Origin of the sequence: Microbulbifer celer (genome assembly GCF_020991125.1) — a bacterium.
Taxonomy (GTDB): domain Bacteria; phylum Pseudomonadota; class Gammaproteobacteria; order Pseudomonadales; family Cellvibrionaceae; genus Microbulbifer; species Microbulbifer celer.
This window is the reverse complement of sequence record NZ_CP087715.1, coordinates 3,697,501-3,723,482: the sequence shown is the minus strand read 5'-3', so window position 1 is coordinate 3,723,482 and position 25,982 is coordinate 3,697,501. Positions and strand designations below refer to the sequence as shown.

General features: G+C 58.7%; 25 protein-coding genes (1 of these 25 running past the window's edge). 20 read left to right on the top strand and 5 right to left on the bottom strand.

The window, feature by feature from the left end; translation table 11 throughout:
• Positions 1 to 48 precede the first annotated feature (48 nt).
• The 3 genes from cyoE (at position 49) to LPW13_RS15460 (ending at position 2,602) form a co-directional block, all read left to right on the top strand.
• Positions 49 to 957, top strand: a complete 909-nt coding sequence (cyoE, locus tag LPW13_RS15470) for a heme o synthase (protein ID WP_230436774.1) — start codon at positions 49 to 51, stop codon at positions 955 to 957.
• 2 nt (positions 958 to 959) lie between these two features.
• Complete coding sequence (locus LPW13_RS15465) at positions 960 to 1,640, top strand: SCO family protein (RefSeq protein WP_230436772.1); 681 nt, start codon at positions 960 to 962, stop codon at positions 1,638 to 1,640.
• A 161-nt stretch (positions 1,641 to 1,801) separates the two neighbouring features.
• Positions 1,802 to 2,602: a CPBP family intramembrane glutamic endopeptidase gene (locus tag LPW13_RS15460; protein WP_230436770.1), complete on the top strand. Its 801-nt coding sequence runs from the start codon at positions 1,802 to 1,804 to the stop codon at positions 2,600 to 2,602.
• Positions 2,603 to 2,643: 41 nt separating this feature from the next.
• On the opposite strand, the gene LPW13_RS15455 is transcribed toward LPW13_RS15460, so the two are convergent.
• On the bottom strand, positions 2,644 to 3,465 hold the full coding sequence (locus LPW13_RS15455; protein WP_230436769.1) for an iron chelate uptake ABC transporter family permease subunit: 822 nt from the start codon (positions 3,463 to 3,465) through the stop codon (positions 2,644 to 2,646).
• Entirely contained in the window at positions 3,462 to 4,268 is an 807-nt protein-coding gene (znuC, locus tag LPW13_RS15450; protein ID WP_230439210.1) for a zinc ABC transporter ATP-binding protein ZnuC, read from the bottom strand. Before znuC ends, LPW13_RS15455 begins: the two co-directional genes overlap by 4 nt.
• A 219-nt stretch (positions 4,269 to 4,487) precedes the next feature.
• Here znuC and LPW13_RS15445 point away from each other — a divergent pair, with 219 nt between their 5' ends.
• Positions 4,488 to 5,441: a metal ABC transporter substrate-binding protein gene (locus tag LPW13_RS15445; RefSeq protein ID WP_230436767.1), complete on the top strand. Its 954-nt coding sequence runs from the start codon at positions 4,488 to 4,490 to the stop codon at positions 5,439 to 5,441.
• 41 nt (positions 5,442 to 5,482) lie between these two features.
• On the opposite strand, the gene LPW13_RS15440 is transcribed toward LPW13_RS15445, so the two are convergent.
• Positions 5,483 to 5,944 (bottom strand): hypothetical protein, encoded by a 462-nt coding sequence (locus tag LPW13_RS15440; RefSeq protein ID WP_230436765.1) that lies wholly within the window; start codon positions 5,942 to 5,944, stop codon positions 5,483 to 5,485.
• A gap of 231 nt (positions 5,945 to 6,175) precedes the next feature.
• On the opposite strand from LPW13_RS15440, the gene polA reads away from it, so the two are divergent.
• From polA to LPW13_RS15425, 3 genes are all read left to right on the top strand, one after another.
• The gene (gene polA, locus LPW13_RS15435; protein ID WP_230436763.1) at positions 6,176 to 8,917 is read left to right on the top strand and encodes a DNA polymerase I; all 2,742 of its coding nucleotides are present in this window, start codon (positions 6,176 to 6,178) and stop codon (positions 8,915 to 8,917) included.
• A gap of 964 nt (positions 8,918 to 9,881) precedes the next feature.
• Entirely contained in the window at positions 9,882 to 10,325 is a 444-nt protein-coding gene (locus LPW13_RS15430) for a hypothetical protein (protein ID WP_230436761.1), read from the top strand.
• Between the two features lie 47 nt (positions 10,326 to 10,372).
• Positions 10,373 to 10,555 (top strand): hypothetical protein, encoded by a 183-nt coding sequence (locus tag LPW13_RS15425; protein WP_230436759.1) that lies wholly within the window; start codon positions 10,373 to 10,375, stop codon positions 10,553 to 10,555.
• A 32-nt stretch (positions 10,556 to 10,587) separates the two neighbouring features.
• On the opposite strand, the gene yihA is transcribed toward LPW13_RS15425, so the two are convergent.
• Entirely contained in the window at positions 10,588 to 11,295 is a 708-nt protein-coding gene (yihA, locus tag LPW13_RS15420) for a ribosome biogenesis GTP-binding protein YihA/YsxC (RefSeq protein ID WP_230436757.1), read from the bottom strand.
• 184 nt (positions 11,296 to 11,479) lie between these two features.
• Between yihA and LPW13_RS15415 the strand changes: the two genes are divergently transcribed.
• From LPW13_RS15415 to LPW13_RS15380, 8 genes are all read left to right on the top strand, one after another.
• The gene (locus LPW13_RS15415; protein WP_230436755.1) at positions 11,480 to 12,130 is read left to right on the top strand and encodes a c-type cytochrome; all 651 of its coding nucleotides are present in this window, start codon (positions 11,480 to 11,482) and stop codon (positions 12,128 to 12,130) included.
• 175 nt (positions 12,131 to 12,305) lie between these two features.
• On the top strand, positions 12,306 to 12,983 hold the full coding sequence (locus LPW13_RS15410; protein ID WP_230436753.1) for a thiol:disulfide interchange protein DsbA/DsbL: 678 nt from the start codon (positions 12,306 to 12,308) through the stop codon (positions 12,981 to 12,983).
• Positions 12,984 to 13,304: 321 nt separating this feature from the next.
• A complete protein-coding gene (locus LPW13_RS15405; RefSeq protein WP_230436751.1) occupies positions 13,305 to 14,561 on the top strand; it encodes a c-type cytochrome in 1,257 nt (418 codons plus the stop codon).
• 201 nt (positions 14,562 to 14,762) lie between these two features.
• On the top strand, positions 14,763 to 15,305 hold the full coding sequence (locus tag LPW13_RS15400; RefSeq protein ID WP_230436750.1) for a hypothetical protein: 543 nt from the start codon (positions 14,763 to 14,765) through the stop codon (positions 15,303 to 15,305).
• Between the two features lie 142 nt (positions 15,306 to 15,447).
• The gene (locus LPW13_RS15395; protein WP_230436748.1) at positions 15,448 to 16,407 is read left to right on the top strand and encodes a hypothetical protein; all 960 of its coding nucleotides are present in this window, start codon (positions 15,448 to 15,450) and stop codon (positions 16,405 to 16,407) included.
• A gap of 34 nt (positions 16,408 to 16,441) precedes the next feature.
• Positions 16,442 to 16,852 carry an ACT domain-containing protein gene (locus LPW13_RS15390; RefSeq protein ID WP_230436746.1) on the top strand — a complete coding sequence of 137 codons (411 nt, stop codon included), beginning with the start codon at positions 16,442 to 16,444 and terminating at the stop codon, positions 16,850 to 16,852.
• 95 nt (positions 16,853 to 16,947) lie between these two features.
• Complete coding sequence (locus LPW13_RS15385; protein WP_230436745.1) at positions 16,948 to 17,703, top strand: hypothetical protein; 756 nt, start codon at positions 16,948 to 16,950, stop codon at positions 17,701 to 17,703.
• An 82-nt stretch (positions 17,704 to 17,785) separates the two neighbouring features.
• Positions 17,786 to 19,423, top strand: a complete 1,638-nt coding sequence (locus tag LPW13_RS15380; protein WP_230436743.1) for a M28 family metallopeptidase — start codon at positions 17,786 to 17,788, stop codon at positions 19,421 to 19,423.
• An 80-nt stretch (positions 19,424 to 19,503) separates the two neighbouring features.
• On the opposite strand, the gene LPW13_RS15375 is transcribed toward LPW13_RS15380, so the two are convergent.
• Complete coding sequence (locus tag LPW13_RS15375; protein WP_230436742.1) at positions 19,504 to 20,385, bottom strand: LysR family transcriptional regulator; 882 nt, start codon at positions 20,383 to 20,385, stop codon at positions 19,504 to 19,506.
• A gap of 123 nt (positions 20,386 to 20,508) precedes the next feature.
• Between LPW13_RS15375 and LPW13_RS15370 the strand changes: the two genes are divergently transcribed.
• The 5 genes from LPW13_RS15370 to LPW13_RS15350 all read left to right on the top strand — a co-directional run.
• Entirely contained in the window at positions 20,509 to 21,285 is a 777-nt protein-coding gene (locus LPW13_RS15370; protein ID WP_230436740.1) for a ferredoxin--NADP reductase, read from the top strand.
• 457 nt (positions 21,286 to 21,742) lie between these two features.
• Positions 21,743 to 22,384 carry a YqiJ family protein gene (locus LPW13_RS15365; protein WP_230436738.1) on the top strand — a complete coding sequence of 214 codons (642 nt, stop codon included), beginning with the start codon at positions 21,743 to 21,745 and terminating at the stop codon, positions 22,382 to 22,384.
• 36 nt (positions 22,385 to 22,420) lie between these two features.
• Complete coding sequence (locus LPW13_RS15360) at positions 22,421 to 24,115, top strand: flotillin family protein (protein WP_230436736.1); 1,695 nt, start codon at positions 22,421 to 22,423, stop codon at positions 24,113 to 24,115.
• A gap of 270 nt (positions 24,116 to 24,385) precedes the next feature.
• Positions 24,386 to 25,495, top strand: a complete 1,110-nt coding sequence (gene hppD, locus LPW13_RS15355; RefSeq protein ID WP_230436734.1) for a 4-hydroxyphenylpyruvate dioxygenase — start codon at positions 24,386 to 24,388, stop codon at positions 25,493 to 25,495.
• A gap of 34 nt (positions 25,496 to 25,529) precedes the next feature.
• Positions 25,530 to 25,982, top strand: the 5' portion of a protein-coding gene (locus LPW13_RS15350) for a VOC family protein (protein WP_230436732.1). 96 nt of this gene lie beyond the right edge of the window; the window shows 453 of its 549 coding nt (coding positions 1-453); it begins with the start codon at positions 25,530 to 25,532; its stop codon lies beyond the right edge, outside the window.

The window sequence follows — 25,982 nt, the reverse complement described above, 5'->3', positions numbered from 1 at the left end:
ACCGGAAGGAATTCGGCCAAACATAATAAAGATAACGAGGTGGTGACCATGAGTGTTCAGGTAGTCAGTGTGCAGCGTGCCGGATGGCGCGATTATTACGAACTCACCAAGCCGCGGGTGGTGATGTTGATGATTCTCACCTCGGTCATCGGCATGCTCCTTGCCGTACCGGGCATGGTGCCGCTCGACACACTGTTGCTCGGTAATATCGGTATTGCGCTTTGCGCCGGTTCCGCCGCCACCGTCAACCACCTGGTCGATCGCCATATCGACATCAAGATGGCCCGCACCACCAATCGCCCGATTGCCCGCGGTCGTGTTGAGCCCCATAAAGCCGTACTGTTTTCCCTGGTCTTGGGCGTTACCGGCATGGGTATTCTGCTCGCGTTCATCAATGCGCTGACTGCCTGGCTGACCCTGTTTTCGCTGCTCGGGTACGCCGTCGTCTACACCATGTTTTTGAAGCGTGCCACGCCGCAGAATATTGTGATTGGCGGCCTCGCTGGCGCAGCGCCGCCACTATTGGGTTGGACCGCCGTCACCGGAGACCTGCACGGCCATGGTCTGCTGTTGGCGCTGATCATTTTCGCCTGGACGCCACCACACTTCTGGGCCCTGGCAGTACATCGCCGCGACGATTACGCCAAGGCGGAAATTCCCATGCTGCCCATCACCCACGGCGTGCAGTACACCAAGGTTCATATCCTGCTGTATACCTTTATCCTGTTTGCCGTCAGTCTACTGCCTTTTGCTACCGCCATGCTGGGCTGGTTGTACCTGCTCGGCGCTGTGGTGCTGGGCCTCGGCTTTGTTTATTGGGCAATAGAAATGTTGCGGGATAGAAACCCCGCGGCGGGTATGGAAACATTTAAGTACTCCATCGTTTACCTGATGGCCCTGTTTTGCATCATGCTGCTGGATCATTACCTGATCGCACTACCCACCAGTGGAGCCTGATCATGGAAGCCAACGATTATCACACTGTCAAACACACACCGGAACAAAAGCGCGGAATCTATCTGACCATTGGTGTGCTGGTGCTGTTTATGGTGGCCGTACTGGCGGGCTTTATTAACAAGATGGGTATGCCGCGGGTAATCAGTGATGCTGAGCTGAGAGCCAACGGTGCGATCAAACTGGAGCGTCCACGGATTCTCGACGATTTTCAGCTGATCACCGACAGTGGTGACCAGTACAGCACAGCCGATCTCGCAGGCCGTTGGACACTGGTATTTTTCGGTTTCACCCACTGTCCCGATGTCTGTCCTACAACACTGGCTACGCTGAATAATTTCTATCAGACGCTTGATGAAGATACCCGCAAGGACACCGATGTGCTTCTGGTATCGGTCGATCCCAAAAGAGACAAACCGGAAAACCTGCGCGACTACGTACGTTACTTCAATCCGGACTTCTACGGAGTCACCGGTGAATTCCTCAACCTGAAGCGTTTCGCCAACCAGCTGAATGTTCCCTTCAACAAAGTGCCTCTGGAGGATGGAGACTACACGGTGGACCATGGCTCGCAAGTGGTTTTGATCAACCCGCGGGGGCACTATCACGGCTTCTTCAAGGCGCCATTGGACCCGGCAAAGATGAAGCTCACCTACCGCTCCATGCGAGCAACCTTTAACGGCTGACACTTAACTGCTGGCATTGGCGATCGCGATTTGCGTGCAGGACAGGGAAAATTTGTAGGCAGGTCGCACTTTACCCGGTAATTCGTCACTGAATGGCGCGCTTTCCCTCGATATGATCTGACTCCCTCAATGTCCCACATAAAATGGAAAATGGATTTTCTATGTTTTCTGTCAGTATCGAACAGGGCGCGCCCGTGATCCGCGGTGCCAACCCTTTCAATAGCAAAATGGTCTGGCTGCCCGCCGCCGCACTGTGTGCGCTGGCGATGCCCTTTGGCTGGACAGGCCTGTTTGCACCGGTGATCTGGCTGGCGTTGGTCGCGATAGAGAATGCGCGGGGCTGGAAAAAAGCCCTGAGTTTTGTGATCGCGGGGCTGCTAATGCTGGTGGTGAACAGTGGCGTTATTCCCGGGAATGATCATATAGCGTTGCTGGCGCCCTACAGCGATGACGTGGGGAATCAGATCTACGCGAGTTTCCGTCCGGCGAAAGCGGTGATCGCGCTGACGCTGGTGTTGTTCATGTTGATGCGTCCGCAACCGCTCAAGCGGGCGGATCTGCCGGTAATGGCGATCGCGATTGCGGTTCCGGTGATTGCCGGTGCTTTTCTGTTGGGGGTTTCGGTCAAGCTCACCGCGACCATTGCCCTGGCTGCACTGATCAATCTGGCGGTAGTGTGTATTGCCGAGGAGGGTTTTTTCCGCTGGGTACTACAGCGTGGGCTGGAAACCGGGTTGTCGCAATGGAAAATGTGGAAATGGATTGTGGCGGTTGCCGTCGCCGCACTATTCACCACCCTGCACACTGGATGGGCCGCGTCCCCCGCGCTCTTGGCGCTGGTCGGAATAGCCGGGCTTGGTTACGCGCTGGTGTGGACGCTGCGCGGCAGCTTCTGGGCCTGTGTGTTTACCCACTGGGGGGTAAACCTGTTCCACATGACCCTGCTGAAATATCCCTTCTAACCCGCGTTATCCTGACCCGCATCAATTCAGTTGGTGCCAGTTCAGCCGGCGCCAGCCTGATCGGCTGGGCGCCTGAACTGCCCGATCAGGAACAGGGTACCGGCGGCGAGCACAATGGAAGGCCCGGCGGGACTGTCCCACAGCACCGAAGCGGCAAGCCCCAACAACACCGATACACAACCGATGGCAGAAGCTCTCAGCGCCATTTGTTCCGGCGTGGTGGTGAGCCGTCGGGCGGTAGCGGCGGGAATGATCAGCAGGGCAGTGATCAACAGTACCCCCACCACTTTCATTGCAATGGCGATCAACAGCGCCAGCATCAGCATCAGCGCCAGGCGGATTTTTTCCACCGGCACACCTTCCACCGCGGCCAGTTCCTCGTGCAGGGTAAATGCCAGCAGCTTGGGCCACAGCACCAGCAGCAGTAGCGCGATCACCCCGGCGGCGGCCAGCATCAAATACAGGTCCTGAGTGGAAACCGCCAGCAGGTCGCCCAGTAACAGGGACAGCAGGTCCACATTGATATCCAGCAGGCTGACCGTCACGATCCCCAGCGCGAGCATCGAATGGGAGAGAATGCCCAGCAGGGTATCCACCGACAGGTGCTGGCGCCGCTGTAGATAGACCAAAAGCAGCGCTAACACGCAGCTGCTGGCGCCTACCGCTAGGGTGGGCTGGATATGCAGTACAAAACCCAGAGTTACCCCGAGCAGAGCGGAGTGGGCGAGGGTATCGCCGAAGTAGGCCATTCGGCGCCACACGGCAAAACACCCCAGTGGTCCACTGACCACCGCCACCAGCAGCCCGGCGGCCAGGGCGTACCAGAGGAAGGAACTTTGCAGCAGTTGGGAGAGATCGTTCACGGGGCCGGGTCGCTGTCAGATTTTGGGTTGCGTGAGGGTGGTGGCGTCACTGCGTGGGCGTGGTCCTGATCGCAACACTCGTCTACCACCTCGCCGCTGATGTCGTGGTGATGGTTGTGCTGATGGGTGTACAGGGCGAGCTTGTCGCCGAACATCTCCAGATACACCGGGTCGCGGCTGACCTGTTCCGGATGGCCGTGACAACAGATGTGCTGGTTGACGCATAGGACGCGGTCGGTAGCGGCCATCACCAGATGCAGATCGTGGGACACCAGCAACACGCCGCACTGCAGTTCATCCCGCAGCTGCGCGATCAACTGGTACACCTCACTCTGGCCACCGAGGTCTACGCCCTGGGTCGGTTCGTCCAGCACCAGCAGCTGTGGCTTGCGCGCAGCGGCGCGTGCCAGTAGCACCCGCTGCATTTCGCCGCCGGAGAGATCGGCCAGTCGCGCCTGCGCCAGTTGCGGCGCACCGACCTGCGCCAGCGCTGAGGGCACATCCACGCCGTTGATCCCCAGAGTGAGGAAACGCCCGACGGTCATCGGCATGGTGGCGTCAATCTGTAAGCGCTGCGGCATATAGCCCAGTCGCAGTCCCGGACGGCGTTGCACGCTGCCGCTGCTGGGTTTGGTGAGCCCCAGCAACAGGCGCAATAGCGTGGTTTTACCGGCGCCATTGGGGCCGATGACAGTCACGATTTCTGCCGGCTGCAGCGCCAGGGAAATATCCCGCAGCAGTTGTCGACCGGCAATTTCTAGACCCAGGTTCTGGGCGCGGATAAGCGGCGCGGCGTCAGTCAGGGGAAGCTCCCGTGTAGCAGTTTCAGCGATGGTACGCGAATGAATGGCTGGCGAGTGTAAGCCGGGTGTGATTATATCGCATCCCTTTTGTACCGCCTGAGGGTAGAACGCCGCTGGGCCTGTTTGCCGGTGACCGGCAATTCGGTGCCAGCTTTCCCGTCCGGTTCTACTATTTCAGGCACAGCCTCAGGAACAACCCGCAGTTAAGGTCAGCTCTTCATGCCCAGCAGTCTCCTACAAACTCTTCGTGTCATCCTGGCGGCCGGCGTATTGACCTGGTTAGTGGCCGGTTGTGGAGAAGAACACACTGACACAGTAGAAGATAAAAGCCGTGCACAAGCGCCGCGGATCGTGGTGAGTATCGCCCCCCTGGCGATGCTCGCGCGCGAAGTGGCGGGACCCGATAGCAATATCCACACCCTGATCAGCAGTGGCGATCCACACCAGTACGCCCCCCGGGTGGCCGACCGGGCCGCGATGGAGAGGGCATCGCTGCTGGTATGGATGGGCCCGGCGGTGGAGTCGGTGATGGCGCGGCAAATGGCGCTGCTACCAGAAGAGAAACAGCTCACCCTGCTGAATGCAGAGGGGTATGAGCTGGAAGGCGCCGACCAGGGGGATCCGCACCTGTGGTTGCGCCCGCGCAATGCGGCACGGATGGCGGCACATATCGCCAACCGCCTCGCGGCACTGGATCCTATCCATACAGACGATTACCGGCAGCGGGCCCGGGATTTCTCTCGCGCCATGGCCAACCTGCAGAAAGTGCAGGATCGCGCGCTGTGGGGATACAAAGATGTCCCGGTGGTGACCACGCACCTGGCATACAGTCAGTTTTTCGGGCCCGCCGGCATAAAAGCGGAAAGCCTCAGCGGCAGCGACAACCATCAGCACGGTGCGCGTACCATGCTCGATCAGGGGCGCAACGGCACCGGGGGGAATGGTGACAGGGAAGGCAACAGAGGCTGTCTGTTTGGAGAAGTACCCGCCAATGATCGTGACCGTCAGACTGCCGCGCACCTGGGCCTCGGTTACCGCGCCCTCGACCCGCTCGGTCGCAATCTGCCCGAGGATGCCGGGTACCGGCAATTGATGGAAAAACTGCTATCCGACGCACGCCAGTGCCTGGGTCAGATAGTGGACAGATCGATCCCGGAGAGTCAGGCCAGATAAAAACTCTACTCCAGTGATGGTGTGGCCCGAGCGGAGCAGGTTCAGCTCGGCTCGGTCTCCACGACCCCTTCCACCACGGCCTCCTCGCCCTCGGCGTCGCCAACCGGCTTCACCTCAATGCTGTCCGCAGGGGCAACCTCCACCTCGTTATCAGCGGGTAGTGGCGTCAGCGGTGCCGCTTCCTGTGCCAGCGTCTCTTCGCTGTGGCTTTCCCGCGTCTCTCGGAATGCCTCCATCTGTTGCAACAGGTTTACCAGCATATCGCGCAATAATTCGCGTCGATGCGCCTCTCTGGTCTGGGAAGTAGCCACTGCGGGGGAGAACCCGTGATCAATTACCGGGCGCATGGGATAGCCGATGACTTCAATATGCTCCATGGCCCGGGTGGGGAAGTCACTCTGGGCTTTGCTACTGTGAAGCTGTGTATTCGCCAGGCAGCTGGCAGAGAGGGTGCCGGTCAAAAAGGTGGTGAGGAGTGCGGTGAAGAGAAAGCGGGAGTACATGGTACAGCCTCTGGAACAGTCCAATTTTCATCCGATATCCAAAGCCTAGAAGACCCTGAGCGGGTGGTGGTGACAGTGCGGTGACCGGCGGCGCCGCGACGGCGGAGTGAATCCAGCGGTGGGCGGAGGCGAGCGAAAACTTCACAACACGGTTATCCTGTCGCCCTGCAGAACCTTCAAATCATTACTTGCGAATGACTGTTTCCCGCAAACATTGCACCTCGGACTTATATGAGTAACGACAATTCGAATTCAGCGCCGCTAATCCTCGTGGACGGCTCTTCCTACCTGTACCGCGCGTTTCACGCGCTGCCGCCCCTGGCGACCAGCACCGGCCAGCCCACCGGTGCCGTGCGCGGTGTGATTTCCATGCTGCGCAAACACCTGAAAGAGCATCCGCACAGCCCGGTAGTGGTAGTTTTTGATGCCAAGGGGAAAACCTTCCGCGACGAGCTGTTTGAAGACTACAAGTCTCACCGTCCGCCGATGCCGGACGACCTGCGCGCACAGATTCAGCCGATCCACGACATCATCGATGCCATGGGCCTGCCGCGCCTGGTGATCGACGGCGTGGAAGCGGACGATGTGATCGGCACCCTGGCGCTACAGGCCGCGGACAAAGGGATGGAAGTGATCATTTCCACCGGCGACAAGGACATGGCGCAGCTGGTACGCCCGGGGGTGACGCTGGTGAACACCATGTCCAACACTGAGCTGGATGTGGATGGGGTGAAGGAAAAGTTCGGCGTCGGCCCGGAGCTGATCATCGACTTCCTCGCGCTGATGGGCGACAAGTCCGACAATATTCCCGGAGTGCCCGGCGTGGGTGAGAAAACCGCGCTGGCCCTGTTGCAGGGGCTCGGCAGCCTGAAAAACATCTACGCCAACCTGGATGCGATCGCGCCGCTGGGTTTCCGTGGCTCCAAGACATTGGCCAAGAAGATGGCCGAACACAAAGAGGCGGCGGACATGTCATACCTGCTCGCCACCATCAAGACCGATGTGGACATGGAGCAGAAGCCAGAATCCCTGGCCAATGGCGAGCCGGACAGCGACAGGCTACGCGAGCTGTTCAGCGCGCTGGAATTCCGCAGCTGGGTGGACGAACTCGGTGGCAGTGAGGAGGGTTCCGCGGCGGAAGCGCTGTCGGTCGAGCGCAACTACAGCATCATCACCGAAGAAAAAGACCTGGACGCGTGGCTGGAGAAGCTGGCGGCGGCCGATATCTTTGCGTTTGATACCGAAACCACCAGCCTCAACTATATGCAGGCCAAGCTGGTTGGGGTGAGCTTCGCGGTGGAAGCCGGTGAGGCCGCCTACCTGCCGCTCGCCCACGACTATATGGGCGCACCGGAACAGGTGGATTTCGATCGCGCGCTGGTCAAACTGAAAAAAATCCTTGAAGACGACAAGATCAAAAAGGTCGGCCAGAACCTCAAGTACGACAGCCACATCCTGGCCAATTACGATATCGAACTGCGCGGTATCAAGCGCGACACCATGCTCGAATCCTATGTGTTGAACAGCACCGCCAGCCGTCACGATATGGACAGCCTCGCACAGAAATACCTGGGCGAATCCACGGTCAAGTTCGAGGATATTGCCGGCAAGGGCGCCAAGCAGCTCACCTTCAATCAGATTGAACTGGACAAGGCGGGCCCCTACGCGGCGGAAGATGCGGACATCACCCTGCGCCTGCACCGGGAGCTGAGTAGCCGCCTGGCCAAAGAGGGCGAGCTGGCGAAGGTGCTGGATGAAATCGAGATGCCGCTGTTGCCGGTGCTGGTGCATATCGAACGCAACGGTACCTACATTGATGCGGCGATGCTGAAAAAGCAGTCCGGCGAGCTGGAAGAAAAGATGCGCGACCTCGAACAGCAGGCGTTCGAGGAAGCGGGGGAGGAGTTCAATCTCGGCTCCACCAAGCAGCTCGGCGCCATCCTGTTCGAAAAGCTGGAAATTCCAGTGATCAAGAAAACCCCCAAGGGGGCACCGTCCACTGCCGAGCCGGTACTGCAGGAACTGGCGCTGTCCCACAAGCTGCCGGCGCTGATCATGCAATATCGCGGTATGGCGAAGCTGAAAAACACCTACACCGACAAGCTGCCGCAGATGATCGATCCAGCCACCGGCCGTATACACACCTCCTACCACCAGGCGGTGGCGGCCACCGGCCGTCTGTCTTCCAGCGATCCGAACCTGCAGAACATTCCTATCCGCAGCGAAGAGGGCCGTCGCATCCGCCAGGCGTTTATCGCCGATCCGCGCATCAACGGCGGCAGCCTGATCGTGGCTGCGGACTATTCCCAGATCGAGCTGCGCATCATGGCGCACCTGTCTGGCGACAGGGGCCTGCTGGACGCGTTTGCCCGCGGTGAGGATATTCACCGCGCAACCGCCTCGGAAGTTTTCGAGGTTGCCCTGGACGAGGTCAGTGATGAACAGCGCCGCCGCGCCAAGGCGATCAATTTCGGTCTGATCTACGGCATGAGCGCCTTCGGCCTGGCGAAACAGCTGGGCATTCCGCGCGCAGATGCGCAGACCTATATCGATCGTTACTTCGAGCGCTATCCCGGGGTGCTGGAATATATGGAGAATACCCGCAAAGCGGCGGCGGATAGAGGCTATGTGGAAACCCTGTTCGGCCGCCGCCTGTACCTGCCGGAAATCAACTCCCGCAACGGCATGCAGCGCCAGGCCGCGGAGCGCACCGCGATCAACGCCCCGATGCAGGGCACCGCGGCGGATATTATCAAGCGCGCGATGATCGCCGTGGATCGCTGGTTGCGGGAGGAGACACTGAAAAGCCGCCTGATCATGCAGGTACACGATGAACTGGTGCTGGAAGTGCCCGCCGACGAGCGCGACAGGATCGTGAAAAAAGTACCGGAACTGATGCAGGCCGCGGCGGACCTCGATGTGCCATTGATCGCGGACCTCGGAGAGGGTGCCAACTGGGATGAGGCCCACTGATCCAGACTGGGGGATTCTCTGACTGAGCGGAACAATGGGAGCCAGGGAGCAGGGCCGGAGGGAAGAAGCGGGCAGAAAAAATTTTAATTTTTTTCACCTGCGGCGGAACTCCAGCAGAAACCGCCTCTCTAAGTTAGCAAGATCGTTGGATTGCGTTTCATCCCCCAAAAAGCTTAGTCAGAAGCCCCTCGCCCCGAACTACCCCCTCGGGGCTTTTTTTTGCCCGCAGGGACGGGTTGGTCAAAAATAAATCAATTTATTTGTTGTGGTGGCTTTTTGCTCGCAGGTGGGTGATTTTTACACTGGGCTGACGACCAAAGTCTCAGATCCGGAATTTTATGCCCGCAAAGGAAGATAATGTGGGATACATTGCCGGTATCCGGGAACGGAAACCGGCTCGGCGTAAAATCCGAGTGGGGAACCAACGCGGCCCAGCTTAGTCTTTGTACTGAATGGATTGCATCGGATGAAGTGGAATCTGGGTGAGAACCCAAAGGCGTGTCCGTCCCCCTGGACACGTCTCCCAAGTGCCCATCCCCAAGGGCACTGACCCCTGGCCGGCAGCTGCAATCTGCCGGCTTTTTTTTGCCTTTCCAAAGCTTGTCCAAGCCTCGTTCGGGCTTCTTTGCTCTATGCGAAGGAGACCCCGCCACAGCACTACCCAATTGTTTGGATGGTTCTGTGGCGGTACCGCTGCCGGGTATGTCCTTGTGAGACACGCCGTGAACCCATCCACGGGGGCTCTTCCGCGAGGTCCCTCTCGCGGAAGGTCTCGCAAGGACGTACCCGGCAGCGGCACCTTCGCCCAATGCTGCGTCTGGTTTATGGGCGCAGGGATTCTTGGGCGGCTTAATTTCAGTCTAGACGAAATTTGGCGGATCAATTCACATCAATCGCGGTCTATCTGTTTGAAAATGATAATGCTTCGCATTAGCATGATGTGACATGAATTGAGGAGTTTGCCGTGAATTTGAAATACCTGTGTGCGAATCACCGCCAGTGGCTCACCAGCAACCCCCAGCGTGCCGAGCAGGCATGGACCGACTGGACCGAGCGCGGCACCGAGCTGTGTGAGGAGGGCAGCTTTGATCAGGCGATTCCTTATCTCGGGTGCGCGTTCGAGCTCGCCAGTTATCTACTGACCGCCGGCGCCCCCGGCTACTCGGTGGCGGCGACGCGTTTTACCGACTGCGCGCGCCAGTTGATCGAGGCCTACCGCCAGCGCGGGGAGAGCGGCCTCGGCAACTACATCCTCGTGGGAGCCAGCTCGCGCCTGGCCCGGGAGCTCGGTGACAAGCAGCGCTATCACCTGACCGCAGACTGTATCCGCACCCTGTATATGGCGGAATCCAGTATTCCCGAGCAGTGGCGCGGTACTACCACCAATGCGGTCGCCCGTGTGCATTAGCGGGAAGTGGCAGCGCAACAGCCAGGGGTGCCAGAGGAGAAAGTGGAATGTCGTCGTCCGACCGCTACCTGAAGGTGCAGATTCACCAGCAGACACTGGTTTCCCTGATTGCCCGCAGGCAGTTGACCGCTGAACAGCTGCGCGGGCTCACGCCCACCGCCCGTCGGGCACTGCGGCAGATACTGCTGGACAGCCTGAGGGAGGAGGAAGCCACAGGGCTGCGACATTGAGTGCCGGGCGCCGATTCCGGAACCCGTGAAGATCAGTCGTCCGTCCCGACATCTTCCTCATCGGCTGTTTCCGGCTCTGCCGGCAATGCCAGCCAGGTATTCAGGCGCTGCTCCAGCTTATCCAGTCCCTTGCGCTTGGTGGCGGAGAACACCTGTACCGTCACCCCGCGGTCCAGCTCCTGTTCCTTGAGTGCCTTTTCCACCGCAAAGCGGGTGTTGTTGGCCGGCCCGTTCTTGAGCTTGTCACCCTTGGTGAGCAAGATGTGCGCCGGCAGGCCGGCATTCACTGCCCAGGTGAGCATGTGCAGGTCAAACTCCTTCAGGGGCTGGCGGATATCCATAAGCAGTACCAGGCCCTTCAGGCAGCGCCGCTGTTCCAGATAGAACGCCAGGTGCCGCTGCCACTCGTCTTTCATCGAGCGCGCGACTTTTGCGTAGCCATACCCCGGCAGATCCACCAACCGCTGGTGCTCGCCCAGGCTGAAGAAATTGATCAGCTGGGTGCGGCCCGGCGTTTTTGAGGTGCGCGCAAGCTTGCTGTTGTCCGTGAGCGCGTTGATGGCACTGGATTTTCCGGCGTTGGAGCGCCCGGCAAAGGCGACTTCGGCGCCAAAATCCTCCGGACACTCTTCCAGCGTGGGCGCACTGGTCAAAAAGGCTGCGCGGCGAAAGTTGATTCGTTCTACGTGGGTGGGTTCAGGACGGGTTTCGGAACGGTTTTCAGAATTGGATTCAGACATTTGGCTTCCCGGTACACTCGAATGGCGCGCAAGTATATAATGCCGCGGTTTGAAGGGCCTCCCGAGATTGCCCAACGCAGGAATTGCGTTCGGGGGACGGCTATCCGGGACCCTCGTTGCCACTGCAGGTACGCCGCGGTGGCGCGGATCGGATGCAATATTTCAGCGCGCAACAGGACGACGTATGAACAGCATTATAAAGAAGGCCGCACTGGCTTTGGGGGTGGTGGCAGTGGCGCAGATGGCCCACGCTGCTGGAGATGCCAGCGCGGGACAGACCAAGGCTGCGGCCTGCGCTGCCTGTCACGGACCGGATGGCAACAGCCCGGCACCGACTTTTCCTAAAATCGCCGGTCTCGGCGAGAAGTACCTGCACAAGCAGTTGCAGGATATCAAGAGCGGCGCGCGCGAAGTACCGGAGATGGTGGGTCAGCTCGATAATATGAGCGACCAGGATCTCGAGGATATCGCGGCGTTCTTTGCCAGCCAGAACATCCAGCTGTCCGGCTCCCAGGAGTTCACGGTGATGCTGAACAACGGCGATACCGTGGACGGTCTGGAACTGGGGCGCAAGATTTTCCGCGCCGGTAACGCGGAATCCGGGGTTCCCGCCTGTATGGGCTGCCACTCTCCTACCGGTAAGGGTAATGCCCCTGCGGGCTATCCGCGCCTGTCCGGACAGTACGCACAATACGTCGAAAAGCAGCTGAAGGCGTTCCGCGAGGGCACTCGCAAGAACGATGGCGAGACCCGGGTGATGCGCAGTGTTGCCAAGCAGTTGTCTGACGCCGAAATCAAGGCCGTTGCCAACTACGTTGCCGGGTTGACCGATTAATCAGCGCCCGCAGTAAAAAGGCCGGTCTCTGACCGGCCTTTGTGTGTCCGACTGCCGCACCCGGGTTGCGAACCGGGTGTGGAACTTCAATAATCTCCGCTGTCTACATTCAGGCTGGCGTCAGGGAGCGATGGTTACCCTGTGCCGGAAACAATAATAGTTTGGAGTTACTAACATGAGAGCTGTCGTCGCACTCTTCACCATGCTGCTGAGCCTGGCCGCCTGTGCCCAGGACACCGGGGGCAAATTCAAAGAAGGTCAGTATTATCAGGTACTGCCTCAGGCCGTCGCTCAGGATGACGACAGCAAGATCGAAGTCACCGAACTGTTCTGGTACGGCTGTGGCCACTGCTACCACTTCGAGGCGCCGCTGAAAAAGTGGCAGCAGACCATGCCCCAGGATGTGGCCTTGAACAAAATCCCCGCCATCTGGCAGCCGGTAATGGAGGTGCACGCGCGCCTGTTCTACACCGCTGAAGCTATGGGCGTGCTGGATCAGCTGCACGGCCCGATCTTCAGCGCCATCGCCCAGCAGCGCAAAATGTTTGCCAACCGCGACGGACGCGAGTGGAAGCCGGATGAGTCGGCCATCGAGGCACTGTTCAATGAACACGGCGCCGACGGTGCCAAGGCGGTCAAGCTGATGAACTCTTTCGGTATCAACAGCAAGGTCAAACAGGGTATGGCCAAACAGCGGGCCTACCAGCTCACCGGTACCCCGGAAATGGTAGTGGCCGGCAAATACCGGGTCAGCACCTCCTTCCCGGGTTTCAAAGGCAAGTCCAACGGGCAGCAATTGATGCTGGATGTGGTGGACTACCTGATCGCCAAAGAGCGCGCTGAAAAGGGCTGAATCGCCTCGAAACCCCGCAAACGCGGGGTTTTTTGTGTCCGCCCATTCTGTGCACGCAACCGCGTTGTAGACGGGAAGCGGCCGGCAAGGCTGCTAATCTGATAATAATCACGACACCTAGTGGTCCATGCGGAAAATTCGGTAACTAAAGCACACAGCCACAGGCTCCAGGGTGGCGTTGAAAAAGCGCAGGACTAGCAGCGTTAATTCAAGCTTTTTCAGCGTCGCCCTGGAGTCTGTGGCAAAGTGATCGGTTACAGAATTTTCCGCATGGACCACTAGATCACGCATTTCCCGCTATCGGGCTCGTACCACACGCCTATGCCTTATCAGCGCCCCTCCCGTTCCCTGCCGCCGACACTGTTGTTGGTGCTGAGTCTCTGCGTCAGCGCATGGGCGCTCGGTCGGGAGCCGGCGCTGCCAACACAGGCGGAGATTACTGAGGAGAGTGCCGAAGAGAGCACCGAGGTGCTGGTGGCGCGCGCCGTCAGTCAGCTGTCGTATATCGCTGCGGATTATTCTCAAGTAGCCACCGGAGAGAATTCCGGAGATATGCAGTTACTCGCCCAGCTTCGCGGACATGTGGACGAGGTGGAAGCATTATTGGCGTCGCTGCCGGATAGACCCGGTCGAGGACAGCTTACGCGCAGCCTGAAAGATTTACGCACGGCCATAGAGCGGCGTGCTGATGCGGAAACCGTCCGGCGTCGCGCCAATACCGCCGCCGATCGCCTCGCCGCTTTGTACCAACTGCCGCGGTCTCCAGCGGAACTGTTACCCACGGCGGAAGAGGGGCGCGGACTGTATCGGGCTCGCTGCAGTCGATGTCACGGTGATGCGGGTGCATCGGTGGCGGGCACAGCAGTGAATGCGGATTTTGCCGATCGCAGCCGGATGGCGGGCTTCAGCCTCTACGATCTGTACAACGCTATCGACCCCCACCGCGACGATGTGCACGGTCCGGTCATTGATGGCGACCTGAGCAGTCGTCAGCGCTGGGCGTTGGCGGTTGTGGTGGCGGGGTTCGCCGCGCCACCAAGGATGCCGCCGCTGGGGCTGGCCAAACGCTATCCGGGGCTGGTGGTGCAGCCGGGTGTGGCTACCGTGCGGCCGGCGGAGCTGCCCCAGGACGCGCGCCAGGCCCTGATGTGGTGGCGAGCTTACCCACAGCGCGCGCGGGATATGCAGCACCCGCTGACCCGCGCAGCCGGCTTGCTGCAGCAGGCCCAGACCGCGTTTCGCGGCGGTGACAGTGCAGCAGCCTACCACCAGTTGGTCCTTGCCCAGCGCGAGGGCTTCGCCCCGGTAAGCAGTGAGCTGGAAGCCCGCGACCCCGCATTGGCGCGCCAGATCACCCGGCAGTGGCAAGATCTGCGCCAGTTGATCTTGTCCCAGGGGCCGGAGAATGAGGTAGTCGAGCGTTTTCAGACGCTCACCACCGCGGTGATCCGCGCACGCAATCAACTGCAGCCATCGGCACGGGGCTGGAGTGATGGCTGGGCGATCCTGCTGTTGGTCTCCGCCGCCGGCGTGGGCTGGTTGCTGTGGATAAAACTGTTGCGCCCGCGACGCCGCTGACCGCGGCTTCACCGATATAATGATCGAACGCGCATCAGTTTTTCTGTCTGTCCATTTTTTACGCAATGCTTAATGTCGCTTGGCGCGAATTCAAAGAAAATTGTCGCATTCGCTGCCACTGTTGAGATTTACGACTAGTCTTTTATTTAGACGGTTCAAATAACCGCCAGTTGTAATTTCCCCAACAGAGAAGAGTGCCGCATGAAGTTGTTGCGTCAGTATTCCTTCCGTCCCGTTCTTCTATCCCTGCTGCAGGCCTATGCCCTGGTCATGACAGTATTTTTTCTTTTACCGGCGGTCGCTGCCGCCCAGGAGCAGACCCCGGATCTGGCCGCCGCCGAGCGCTGGGCCGGTAACTGGCTGGTGGTAGGCAATGGCGATGAGCAGTTGGTCTGGCAGCTGAAGGCCGACGGTTCCGGCTATGCCCACGGTTTTAAAGCCGATGGCCAGCTGAGCCACGGATTCGCCATTTCCTGGCGCATTGAGGGCAATACCGTGCGCATTCGCACCGGCGGTACCCTGCACTGCAACGCTGGCATGGTGTATGCGCAATTTACCGGCTGGAGTCCGGTGACCCTAGACTTCAACGTGATCGACGGCAGACATTGGCGGCAGCACAACGGCGGGATTCTCGCCTTCCAGCGTCGTCTTGCCGACTGGGAAACCCCGAGTCACGGCGCCGAGTGCCCGAACCTGTACAGTGAGCGCGATATCCCCGAGCAGACCGCAGCCAACGACAACTGATCCAGCAACTGCAGGTTGATCCGTTGTGAGCAAGGCAGCGATCCGGTTCCGGCACCGCGAGGACCTGCGGGCTGGAACCCCATACCGACACACTCCAATTATTCAGGGAAGAATAAAACGCAACCACAATTGGGTTGATGCCGTGAAGCAGCGACGTTTTATTCTCAGCTTTATGGTCGCGATTCTGGCGGCCCCACCACTGGCTACCGCTGCAGGGGATTCGGCCGGCGACACCGCAGTCGGGACTCCTCCTCCCGCCGGATCGCAAAAATTGGCCGCCGACCGTGTTGCCCCGGCGAGCCACAGCACGCTGGACGTGAATTTCGTTCGCGGTGACGGCGAGCCGGCGGCGATTCCTGCTCAGGCCGGCACCGTGAATGGCGAGTTCATTGCAGTTGCCGAAGACCCGGCCAAGCCGGGAAAAGCCGATCCTGAATCCGAGCGGAAACAAACAGAAGCGGGGGAGTACCCCGGCTGGCAGACAGAATCGCGCCTGACTGCCGATCAGTGGGTAGGCAACTGGCTGATCTCCCGCGACGGCGAGGCGCAGCATGTGTGGAGCCTGAATGCCGACGGCACCGGGCGATCCTATGCGTTCAGCGAACGCGGTGGCGAGATGAAATTTGCCTACGGATACGATATCCGCTGGTATTTTGATCCGTTTACCCAGATGGCCAATATCAAGACCGAGCGCCGTATCGTGTGTCGCGGTGGCAAGGTTTATCCCTATTTCCTCACCCTGAAATCCTACGAGAGCGATTACGCCGTCAAGGGCAAGTACGCTTGGCAGACCACCTGGACCGAGGCCAGTATCGGCCGCAATTATCTGCACAAATCCCTGGTGGTCTTCGTCGCGCCGATTTCCAGCTGGCACAACCCGGAGAAGGATGCTCCCTGTCCGGAATTCCCCAGTATGGCGCTGGAAAAAGACATTGATACCGTTCTGGACAACTGGGAGCTGGAAGCGCAGATGGCTGCGGATCCGGTTGATACCACCCCGGTGGAAGGTGAACCGGAATTTGAGGGGGAGAAGTTCGGCCCCGCTCCTGACAAACCCGAAACTGCGACAGAATCCGCCGACAAGAAAACCACAAAGCAATGACCGAGTTGCCAATTACCTAACAGAGGCCAGTTGGATGAATGCACAGGTAAAGATCGATCAGTTCCTGCTGCGTCTGACCCCGGTTCTGCACCGGGAAAAGCTCGCGCTGTGTTCCCTGGAAGACCACCAGATGCGCGCACTATTAGACGAATGCTTATGTATCTTTCGCGAAAGGGAGGGGCTCTGTGGGCTGTTGCCGGAACAAATTGCCCAGGCAGAACAACTGACCTGTGAAGGGGAGTACCGACAGATTACCCTGAAGTTCTCACAGGATCTGCAGGTGCCGGGGGTGGCCGCGACCATCGTGCGGGAACTCGCCGAGGCCGGAATACATGCGAATGTAGTATCGGCGCGGGTACACGAACACATTCTGGTGGCGGACAGGGATGCCAGCCAGGCTATGCAGATACTTCACGGGCTCAGTAACCGTCTGCAATACAGCTGATCCGAGCGGATGATTGTCACTGCAGCGGTGATTGGGACAGCCCTGAAGTAGGAATGCTGACTAACCGATAACCTGCACAAGGCCGATAGCCATCCATGCAAATCGCCTATCCACCGCCGCTGCCCCATGGTGAAATCCGGCAGCTGTTGCGGGACTTTTTCATGGTACAGGGGCGCGCACGCATTGCTCCTGGTGTCTACGTCAATCGCAATATGGGCATCGTGCGCAGCGGGGAAGACCTGTTGCTGGTCAATCCGGTGCGTCTGTGTCGGCGCGTCGAGGAGGATTTGCGCGATCTGGGGCGGGTGCGACAGGCCGTTCGGCTTGGATATTTTCACGGCTGTGATGACCTCTACTATCGCGATCGCTTCAATGTCTTTTTCTGGCGCCAGCCCCACTCCGATCACTACCCGCTGCCACCGGCGGACCAGGACCTGTGTGAAGGCGGCCCGTGCCCGGTACCCGGCGGTCAGGTGTTCGAATTCAAACACAGCCTGGTCCCCGAAGCGGCACTCATTGTTCCTCAGGATGGCGGTCTGTTACTGACCTGTGATTCCCTGCAATACTGGCACGAATGGAAAGGCTGCAGCTGGGCCGGCAAATGGCTGATGCGCGCAGGTGGTGTGCACCGGGGGATGCAGGTATTGCCCTCCTGGCGCAGCCGTGCCACGAGGGATCGCGAACACAACCTGCGCGGACTGGCGGAAGATTTCCAGCGACTGCAGCAACTCCCTTTCTATCACCTCCTCGGCGCGCACGGGCAATTCTGCGCAGACACCGCACACGAACAGGCCGCAGCCGCCATCGCCAACGGCTTCTCAAAATACAGCGGAACCGGCCGCGCGGCCTGAGTGGGTGATCGTGGTAAGCTCCGGGTAAGGAATACACCGAGATTTATCCACACAGATTCATCCAAGCAGATTCATCCAAGCAATGAAAATAACCAAGCTGATTGGCGGCGTTTCCCTGACTGCCGCTCTCGCTGCCTGTAGTGGCAGCTTGCCGTTCTTCCCGCTCCCCACCGCCAACAGCGAGAATATCCGTGCGGATGTGGAATACCTGGCTGCCGACGCACTGCAGGGGCGTCAAACCGGTACCGCCGGTTACCGCCAGGCGGCGGATTATGTAGCCGACAAATTTTCCGCACTGGGACTCCAGTCGATTTCCGGCGATGACTATCAGCAGCCAGTGCCGTTCCGGCGCGCCAGCTGGGGTACTCGCGAGCCCGGCTTTGTGCTGCACGGCCGCGATGGCGATATCACCTTCGAGGCCGGAGAAGACTTTCTCGCGTCCCCCGCGACCATCAGTGAAGACACCGTCGCATCTGCCGGGCTGGTGTTTGTGGGTTACGGTATTGAGGCGCCGGAGTTCGGCCTGGATGATTACGCAGACCTCGATGTGCAGGGGAAAATCGTTGTAATACTCGATGGCCGTCCGAACCATCTACCCAGTGAAGAGGGCGCCCACTACGCCTCTGGCCGCACCAAGCGCACCACGGCGGCCGCCCACGGTGCCATTGGTTATATCACGCTGAACACGCCGGCGCGGGAGTTCCGCCGCAGCTTCGCCCGCTCGGCGGAGCACATGGATGCGCCTGCGTTCGACTGGCTGCGTGCCGATGATGTGCCCGGGAATGCCATCCCCGGCCTGCATCCCGGAGTATTTCTCGATATGCCTGCGGCAAAACAACTGTTTATCGGTGCACCCCGCAGCCTGGATACCGTGTATACCGAGATTAAGAACGGCGTCGTGCCCCGGGGTTTTCCGCTGCCCTACAGTGCCACGCTCAGCAATGGTGCCGAGCACGAGAAGATCATCAGCCCCAACGTGGTCGGCCTGTTACCCGGCAGCGATCCCAAGCTGAAAGGTGAATACGTGGTGTTTTCCGCACACCTGGATCATATCGGCATCGACGATGCGGCGGAGGGCGATCAGATTGCCAATGGCGCCCAGGATAATGCCGCGGGCATCGCGGTGATGCTGGAAGTGGCGCGGCTGTTTGTCGAGTCCGGTCATCCACCCCGCCGCTCCATCCTGTTCGTCGCGGTAACCGCTGAGGAAGAGGGGTTACTGGGCTCCGACTATTTTGCCCAACACCCGCCGGTGCCGCCGCAGTCCATGGTGGCCAATATCAATCTGGATATGCCGATGCTGCTGTATCCCTTCCGCGACGTGATTGCCTTCGGCGCCGAACACTCGAGCCTGGGCAAAACCGCCGCCCACGCCGCAGAACGCGTGGGCCTGAAACTCAGTCCGGACCCGATGCCGGAAGAGGTCATCTTTGTACGCAGCGATCACTACAGTTTTGTCCGTCAGGGCGTACCCGCGATCTACCTGATTACCGGCCGAGAAGCCCGCGATCCCGACATCAACGGCACCGAAGCCCAGGTCAGCTTCCTGCGCGAGCGCTACCACCGCCCCGGTGACGAGGCAGATACCCAGATCGATTATGTGGCCGCGCAGCAGTTCGCGGAAGTGAATTATGCGATTGCGCGGGAAGTGACTGACAGTGACAAAACGCCGCGTTGGAATCGGGGAGATTTTTTTGGGGACCTGTATTCCAACGATTGATGTTGCCCGCGCTGTGGGTACATGCTGCCTGATGAGTGGGGCGGCCCGCTTAAAGCGGCTCGGGAATAAGGAGGCGTCAATCAAGTCGCTTGACGACACAACTCCAGCCAGCGCTCGATGCCTGCGCTGCGGTATTTCTGCCGGTGGAGGGCAAAGTAAAACTCGCGGTTGAAATTGCGTTGCGGTACCGCGAGTTCAATCAGTGCACCGCGTTTGAATGCATCGCTCAGCGAGACCCGGGACAGACAACTGATGCCGAGACCCGCTTCCACGGCGCGCTTGATCGCCTCGGTGTGTTGCAGTTCGAGGCGGATATTGAGTTGTGGAACGAGGCCCGCGAGAGCGCGCTCGAATGTCTGGCGGGTGCCGGAACCGGTTTCCCGCAGGATCCAGGTCGCTTCGCACAGGTCCTCGTCATTGAGGTTCTGCCTTGCGGCCAGCGGGTGATCGGGAGCACAGAAGACCACCAGTTCATCTTTGCGCCACGGAATCATTTCCAGATCCGGGTGATTCAGTTCGCCTTCGATCAGCCCCAGATCCAGTTCGAAATTGAGTACCCCTTGGGCGATCGCGGCGGTATTGGCGACTTCCAGCTCGACGCCGGCTCCCGGCTGCTCTTCCATATAACGCGCCATGATCCCGGCGGCCAGATAGTTGCCGATGGTGAGGGTGGCGCCGATCTTGAGTCGCCCCAGATCCCCGTGCGCCTGCAGTGTCTGTTCCAGTTCCCGCGCCCGCTCCAGTAATTCTTCCGCCCGTGGCCACAGCTGTCGCCCCAGCTCGTTCAGCCGCAGTCGCTTGCCGGTGCGCTCAAACAGGCGCAGGTCAAACTGCTGCTCAAACTCCTTTAATGCCGTGGACGCCGCAGATTGTGACATGCTCAGGCTCTCCGCCGCGCGGCTCACATTCTGAAAGTGGGCGCAGGCGAGAAATACTTCCAGCTGACGCAGGGAGTAGCGCATGGGGCTCCGACTCCTTCATCAATAAAATAGATAACAAGTATCGAAATATCCCATTTTGCCTATAGATTTACCAGCGATAGAATTCACCGAGTAAAGAGGTCAGGAATAAGTGGTTCTATTGTTATGTCAAATTTGAATAAGGAAACGGTGCTCGAGGTCCATCATTGGAACGAGACCCTGTTCAGTTTCAAGACCAGCCGCGATCCGGGTTTTCGGTTCGAAAACGGCCACTTCACCATGATCGGCCTGGAGCAGGACAATGGCCGCCCGCTATTGCGCGCCTACTCTATCGCCAGTGCCAACTATGAAGATGAGCTGGAGTTCTTCAGCATCAAGGTACCGGATGGCCCCCTGACGTCTCAATTGCAGAAGATCAAACCGGGCGATGAGATTTTTGTCAGCCGCAAACCCACCGGTACCCTGGTGGCGGATCACCTGCTGCCTGGCAAGCGTCTGTGGTTGCTGTCCACAGGCACCGGCCTGGCGCCGTTCATGAGCATCATCAAGGATCCGGCAGTGTATGAGCGCTTCGACCAGGTAATCCTCACCCACGGTGTGCGCTTCCAGTCCGAGCTGGCTTATCAGGATTATATTGAGAAGGAGCTGCCGGAGCACGAGTACTTTGGAGAAATGGTCAGAGATGGCCTGCTCTACTACCCCACCGTTACCCGCGAGCCCTATCGCAATAATGGCCGTCTCACCGATCTGATGCTGTCGGGTAAGATCTTCAGCGATCTGGATCTGCCACAGCCGAATGTGGAAGAAGACCGTTTCATGCTGTGCGGCTCGCCGGCCATGCTCAAGGATCTGACCAAGATCCTCGATGAATGGGGTTTCAAAGAGACCCGCGCGGGGGTTCCTCACGAGTACGTGATCGAGCGTGCCTTCGTAGAAAAGTAAACTCAAACACGGCTGAAGCGATGCCGACAGCAGGGCATCGGAGTCGATACTTGAGGATGCGTGCGATGGATTGCGCAGGGAGAGAAAGTGATTTCTAAATTTTGAGTATCGACTCCCATGCCCTGTTGCGCCAGCTTCAGGCGTTGTCTCAGGCATTAGTAGTGAAAGTAGTGAAAGGGATCCATCCCTGTATTGATAACCACCCTCGCGGTGGTTTTTTTATGCGCGATCATAATCTGGGCTGAGGCATGGCTGTAATTGCCGGTAATTGACCATCCATTTTGGTAATGTTTAATTGGTTACTCCGACTGCGCGCCGGTGCAGCATAAAACGCAACGAGAACAACCAGAATTATGAATACTGTCTTGATCAGTCGCCGGAGCGAAACATCAGCTTTGGGCAGACGAATGGTGAATAGGTCTGGAGTTGGCAGACTTCTGACCTGGAGGTCTGTGCAATGATCTTTCTTCTTGAAGATGGCAACCAGCTGTTTACCGGCGCACTGGTGCTAATGCTGATGATCGCGGTGCTGGAAGGGGTAATGACCCTGATCGGCGCGGGCCTTTCCGACCTGCTCGATAACCTGCTGCCAGACTTTGATATCAATGCGGAAGTACCCGATACCGGTCTCAGCGGTGGGCTGACAAAGTTGCTCGGATGGTTGCGGTTCGGGGAAGTGCCGGCGTTGATTCTGCTGATTGCCTTTCTGGTCTCTTTCGGTATTTCCGGTCTGCTGATCCAGATGTTCCTCGAAGCCTATCTCGGCACCCTGTTACCTGCATGGATACTGGCAATGCCGGTGTTGTTGCTGGCCCTGCCTCAGGTACGCTTTGTGGGCAATATCATGCGCCGGTTTGCGATCGGGGATGAAACGGAAGCCGTTGGTCGCGATTCCTTTGTCGGTCGCAAGGCGGTGATCACGCTGGGCGAAGCGACGGCAGGATCGCCGGCAGAAGCGCGCTTCAGCGATGAATTCGGCACTACACACTATGTCATGGTAGAGCCGTATGATGAGGGTGAGATGTTTTCCCAGGGACAGCAGGTGGTGCTGGTGGAAGCACATGGAGCCAGTTTCCGGGGAATTCGGCCCAATAGTTAATTGCGGATAAAAGAACAGTAATACGGAGAAAAGCCAGTGATTCAAAATCTTTCCAGCATTGCCATTATGGCGGGGACGGTACTGATCGGTCTGATCGTGATCGGTACCATTTTCGCGCGCCTCTACACCCGCGCCTCCAAAGAGCGCTCTTTCGTGCGTACCGGTTTAGGCGGGCAGAAGGTCATCATGAACGGTGGCGCGCTGGTGCTGCCGGTATTGCATGAAATCATCCCGGTCAATATGAACACCTTGCGTCTTGCGGTATCGCGTAAGGAGCATCAGGCGCTGATCACCAAGGATCGTATGCGGGTCGATGTACTCGCCGAATTCTATTTGCGCGTAAAGCCGGATACCGATGCCATCGCCAATGCAGCGCAGACTCTGGGCGTGCGCACCCTGGATCCGGAAGCGCTAAAGGAAATGATCGAGGGTAAATTTGTCGATGCCCTGCGTTCGGTTGCGGCAGAGATGGAAATGGCGGAACTGCACGAACAGCGCAGCCAGTTCGTACAGAAAGTACAGCAGGTGGTATCGGAAGACCTGCTGAAAAACGGCCTCGAGCTGGAATCTGTCTCGCTCACCGGTTTGGATCAGACCCACAAGGAATTCTTCAATCAGGACAATGTATTCGATGCGGAAGGTCTTGCCAGCATGACCCGTTCCATCGAAGCACGGCGTAAAGAAGTCAACGATGTAGAGCAGGAAACCCGGGTCCAGATCGAAACCAAAAACCTGGAAACGGAACGTCAGCGGCTGGAGATTGAAAAAGAAAAACGCTATGCGCATCTTGAGCAGCAGCGCGAGTTGGAAAACCGTGAAGCGGCACAGAAAGCGGATATGGCGAAAGAAACCGCTGCACAGGTAAAAGCTGCTCGCCAGGCAGAGATTGAAGCGGAACGCGAAGTGGATCAGTCCCGTATCGCGGCCGAACAGGCCACTCGCCTTCTGGAAATTGAAAAAGAAAAGCGTCTGCAGGAGCAGGAAATCGAGCGTGAGCGGGTTCTGGATGAGCAGAAAATTTCCAAGTTGAAATCCGTGGAAATTGCCGAGCAGGAGCGTGCCATCGCGGTTGCGGAAAAATCCAAAGAACAATCTCTTGCCGATCAGCAGGCCAATGTCGCGCGCGCGGAAGCGGTGAAGGCAGAAGAGCAGGTGGCCACGGCAAAAGAAGTGGAAGCCGCCGAGCGTATCAAGCGCATCGAAATTATCGAGGCAGAGAAAGAGGCGCAGCGGGAAGCGACCTCCATCACCTTTGCCGCGCAGGCAGAAAAAGCGGCCGCCGAAGACAAGGCCGAAGCACTGCGTCTGCAGGCCAGCGCCGAGGCGGAAGCGGTACGCATCAAGGTCGAGGCAGACCGCGAGAAGTACGCCGTGGATGCGGAAGGCCAGCGCCTGATGAACGAGGCCATGAACAGCCTCAGTGATGCACAGGTCGCACTCAAGCGCGTATTGAGCCTGCACGACAAACTGCCCAACATTGTGCGTGAGAGTGTGCGACCGCTGGAGAAGATCGAGGGTATGAAGATCATCTCCGTGGAAGGCCTGAATGGCGTGGACGGCCGAGCCAGCGGTGGCGTTCTGGACGGCGACGGTGAAAGCAAAAGCCAAAGCCTGCCTGAGGCCCTGGTGGGCAGTGCGCTCAAACACCGCGCCATGGCGCCACTGGTGGATTCCCTGCTGAAAGAAGCCGGTGTGGGTGATCTTTCCAAAGTCGCTGACACCGAAGCCTGACCGTTTTTAAAGATTTGGTCGCAATAGTCCGGGTCATCTGTGACCCGGGCTGTCTTTCGGCGCCGGTCGGCGCCTCCTTCCTCTGATTCGGTCGCTTCTGAGCCGGTCAAATTCCTCTTTTGGTCCTATTACTTAAAGGCTGTAGCACCGCGGTGCTTGACATTGGTTACATGCGTAACTAAATTCGTTGCGCCTGAAACCAATACGACCACCGCCGCCAAAAGCAGCGGACGGGTCACTTAATAATGAGTCCTATAAACGGAGGATCACATGGCCGATTTGTTTGAGAACCCCATGGGCCTGGACGGCTTCGAGTTCGTTGAATTCACTGCGCCGGAGAAAGGCATTCTGGAGACCGTTTTCGAGGCCATGGGCTTCACCAAGGTGGCCCGTCACCGCACCAAAGACGTTGAACTGTGGCGTCAGGGCGACATCAACTTCATTACCAACTACGAGCCGGGTAGTCACGCAGACTACTATGCCCGCGAGCATGGCCCGTCTGCCTGTGGCCTGGCATTCCGCGTCAAAGACGCGACCTTTGCCTACAACGAAGCGCTGAAGAAGGGCGCACAGCCGGTCGAAGTTGAAACCGGCCCGATGGAATTGCGTCTGCCCGCGATCAAGGGCATTGGTGGCGCCACCCTGTACCTGATTGACCGTTATCAGGAAGGCGGAAGCATCTACGATATCGACTTCCACTGGCTGGAGGGCGTCGACAGGCACCCCGAAGGTTGTGGCTTCCACACCCTGGATCACCTGACCCACAACGTCTATCGCGGTCGCATGGACTACTGGGCCAAGTACTACGAAGACCTGTTCAACTTCCGCGAGATCCGCTACTTCGATATCAAGGGCGAGTACACCGGTCTCACCTCCAAGGCCATGACCGCGCCGGACGGCAAGATCCGTATCCCACTGAACGAAGAGGCGGCCGGTGGTGGCGGCCAGATCGAAGAGTTCCTGATGAAGTACAACGGCGAGGGTATCCAGCATATCGCTTTTGCCTGTGACGACCTGGTGGCCTGCTGGGATCGCCTGAAGAAGCAGGGCATGGAGTTCATGACCCCACCGCCGGAAACCTACTATGAGATGTTGGAAGAACGTCTGCCCGGACACGGCGAGCCTACCGAGGAGCTGAAAAAGCGCGGTCTGCTACTGGATGGCACCACCGAGGGCGGCCAGCCACGTCTGCTGTTACAGATCTTCTCCGCCAATATGTTGGGCCCGGTATTCTTCGAGTTTATCCAGCGCAAAGACGACGAAGGCTTCGGTGAAGGTAACTTCAAGGCCCTGTTCGAGTCCATTGAGCGCGACCAGCTGAAGCGCGGTGTTATTGGTGGAGAGAGCGGCGCCCAGGGCAAAGACGAAAACGCAGCCTGATCAGTATCCTGGAAAGAGAGTACGGAGGCCATACATGGCTATTCAACGAATTCACCACGTGGCCTACCGCTGCCGCGATGCCAAGGAAACCGTGGCGTTTTACCGCGACCTCCTGGGCATGGATTTCCAGCTCGCGATCGCCGAAGACAAGGTGCCCTCCACCGGGGCACCGGACCCCTACATGCACATCTTTATGGATGCAGGGCAGGGCAATGTGTTGGCGTTTTTCGAGCTGCCCAATTCTCCGGAAATGGGTCGTGACGAAAACACCCCTTTATGGGTCCAGCACATCGCGCTGGAAGTGGAGAGCATGGACGAGTTGCTGGAGATGAAGCAGAAACTCGAAGATGCCGGTATCGACGTGCTCGGCCCAACCGATCACACCATCTTCAAATCCATCTATTTCTTCGATCCCAACGGCCACCGCATCGAGCTCGCCGCCAATACCGCCAAGCCCGGTATGCATAAAGAGCTGAAGCGCGTCGCC

What these genes read in the sequence shown, in the direction of transcription:
- cyoE (WP_230436774.1), top strand. Translation starts at nt 49, where the DNA reads ATGAGTGTTCAGGTAGTCAGTGTGCAGCGTGCCGGATGGCGCGATTAT.
- LPW13_RS15465 (WP_230436772.1), top strand. Translation starts at nt 960, where the DNA reads ATGGAAGCCAACGATTATCACACTGTCAAACACACACCGGAACAAAAG.
- LPW13_RS15460 (WP_230436770.1), top strand. Translation starts at nt 1,802, where the DNA reads ATGTTTTCTGTCAGTATCGAACAGGGCGCGCCCGTGATCCGCGGTGCC.
- LPW13_RS15445 (WP_230436767.1), top strand. Translation starts at nt 4,488, where the DNA reads ATGCCCAGCAGTCTCCTACAAACTCTTCGTGTCATCCTGGCGGCCGGC.
- LPW13_RS15440 (WP_230436765.1), bottom strand. Translation starts at nt 5,944, where the DNA reads ATGTACTCCCGCTTTCTCTTCACCGCACTCCTCACCACCTTTTTGACC.
- polA (WP_230436763.1), top strand. Translation starts at nt 6,176, where the DNA reads ATGAGTAACGACAATTCGAATTCAGCGCCGCTAATCCTCGTGGACGGC.
- LPW13_RS15425 (WP_230436759.1), top strand. Translation starts at nt 10,373, where the DNA reads ATGTCGTCGTCCGACCGCTACCTGAAGGTGCAGATTCACCAGCAGACA.
- yihA (WP_230436757.1), bottom strand. Translation starts at nt 11,295, where the DNA reads ATGTCTGAATCCAATTCTGAAAACCGTTCCGAAACCCGTCCTGAACCC.
- LPW13_RS15415 (WP_230436755.1), top strand. Translation starts at nt 11,480, where the DNA reads ATGAACAGCATTATAAAGAAGGCCGCACTGGCTTTGGGGGTGGTGGCA.
- LPW13_RS15410 (WP_230436753.1), top strand. Translation starts at nt 12,306, where the DNA reads ATGAGAGCTGTCGTCGCACTCTTCACCATGCTGCTGAGCCTGGCCGCC.
- LPW13_RS15405 (WP_230436751.1), top strand. Translation starts at nt 13,305, where the DNA reads ATGCCTTATCAGCGCCCCTCCCGTTCCCTGCCGCCGACACTGTTGTTG.
- LPW13_RS15400 (WP_230436750.1), top strand. Translation starts at nt 14,763, where the DNA reads ATGAAGTTGTTGCGTCAGTATTCCTTCCGTCCCGTTCTTCTATCCCTG.
- LPW13_RS15390 (WP_230436746.1), top strand. Translation starts at nt 16,442, where the DNA reads ATGAATGCACAGGTAAAGATCGATCAGTTCCTGCTGCGTCTGACCCCG.
- LPW13_RS15385 (WP_230436745.1), top strand. Translation starts at nt 16,948, where the DNA reads ATGCAAATCGCCTATCCACCGCCGCTGCCCCATGGTGAAATCCGGCAG.
- LPW13_RS15380 (WP_230436743.1), top strand. Translation starts at nt 17,786, where the DNA reads ATGAAAATAACCAAGCTGATTGGCGGCGTTTCCCTGACTGCCGCTCTC.
- LPW13_RS15375 (WP_230436742.1), bottom strand. Translation starts at nt 20,385, where the DNA reads ATGCGCTACTCCCTGCGTCAGCTGGAAGTATTTCTCGCCTGCGCCCAC.
- LPW13_RS15370 (WP_230436740.1), top strand. Translation starts at nt 20,509, where the DNA reads ATGTCAAATTTGAATAAGGAAACGGTGCTCGAGGTCCATCATTGGAAC.
- LPW13_RS15365 (WP_230436738.1), top strand. Translation starts at nt 21,743, where the DNA reads ATGATCTTTCTTCTTGAAGATGGCAACCAGCTGTTTACCGGCGCACTG.
- hppD (WP_230436734.1), top strand. Translation starts at nt 24,386, where the DNA reads ATGGCCGATTTGTTTGAGAACCCCATGGGCCTGGACGGCTTCGAGTTC.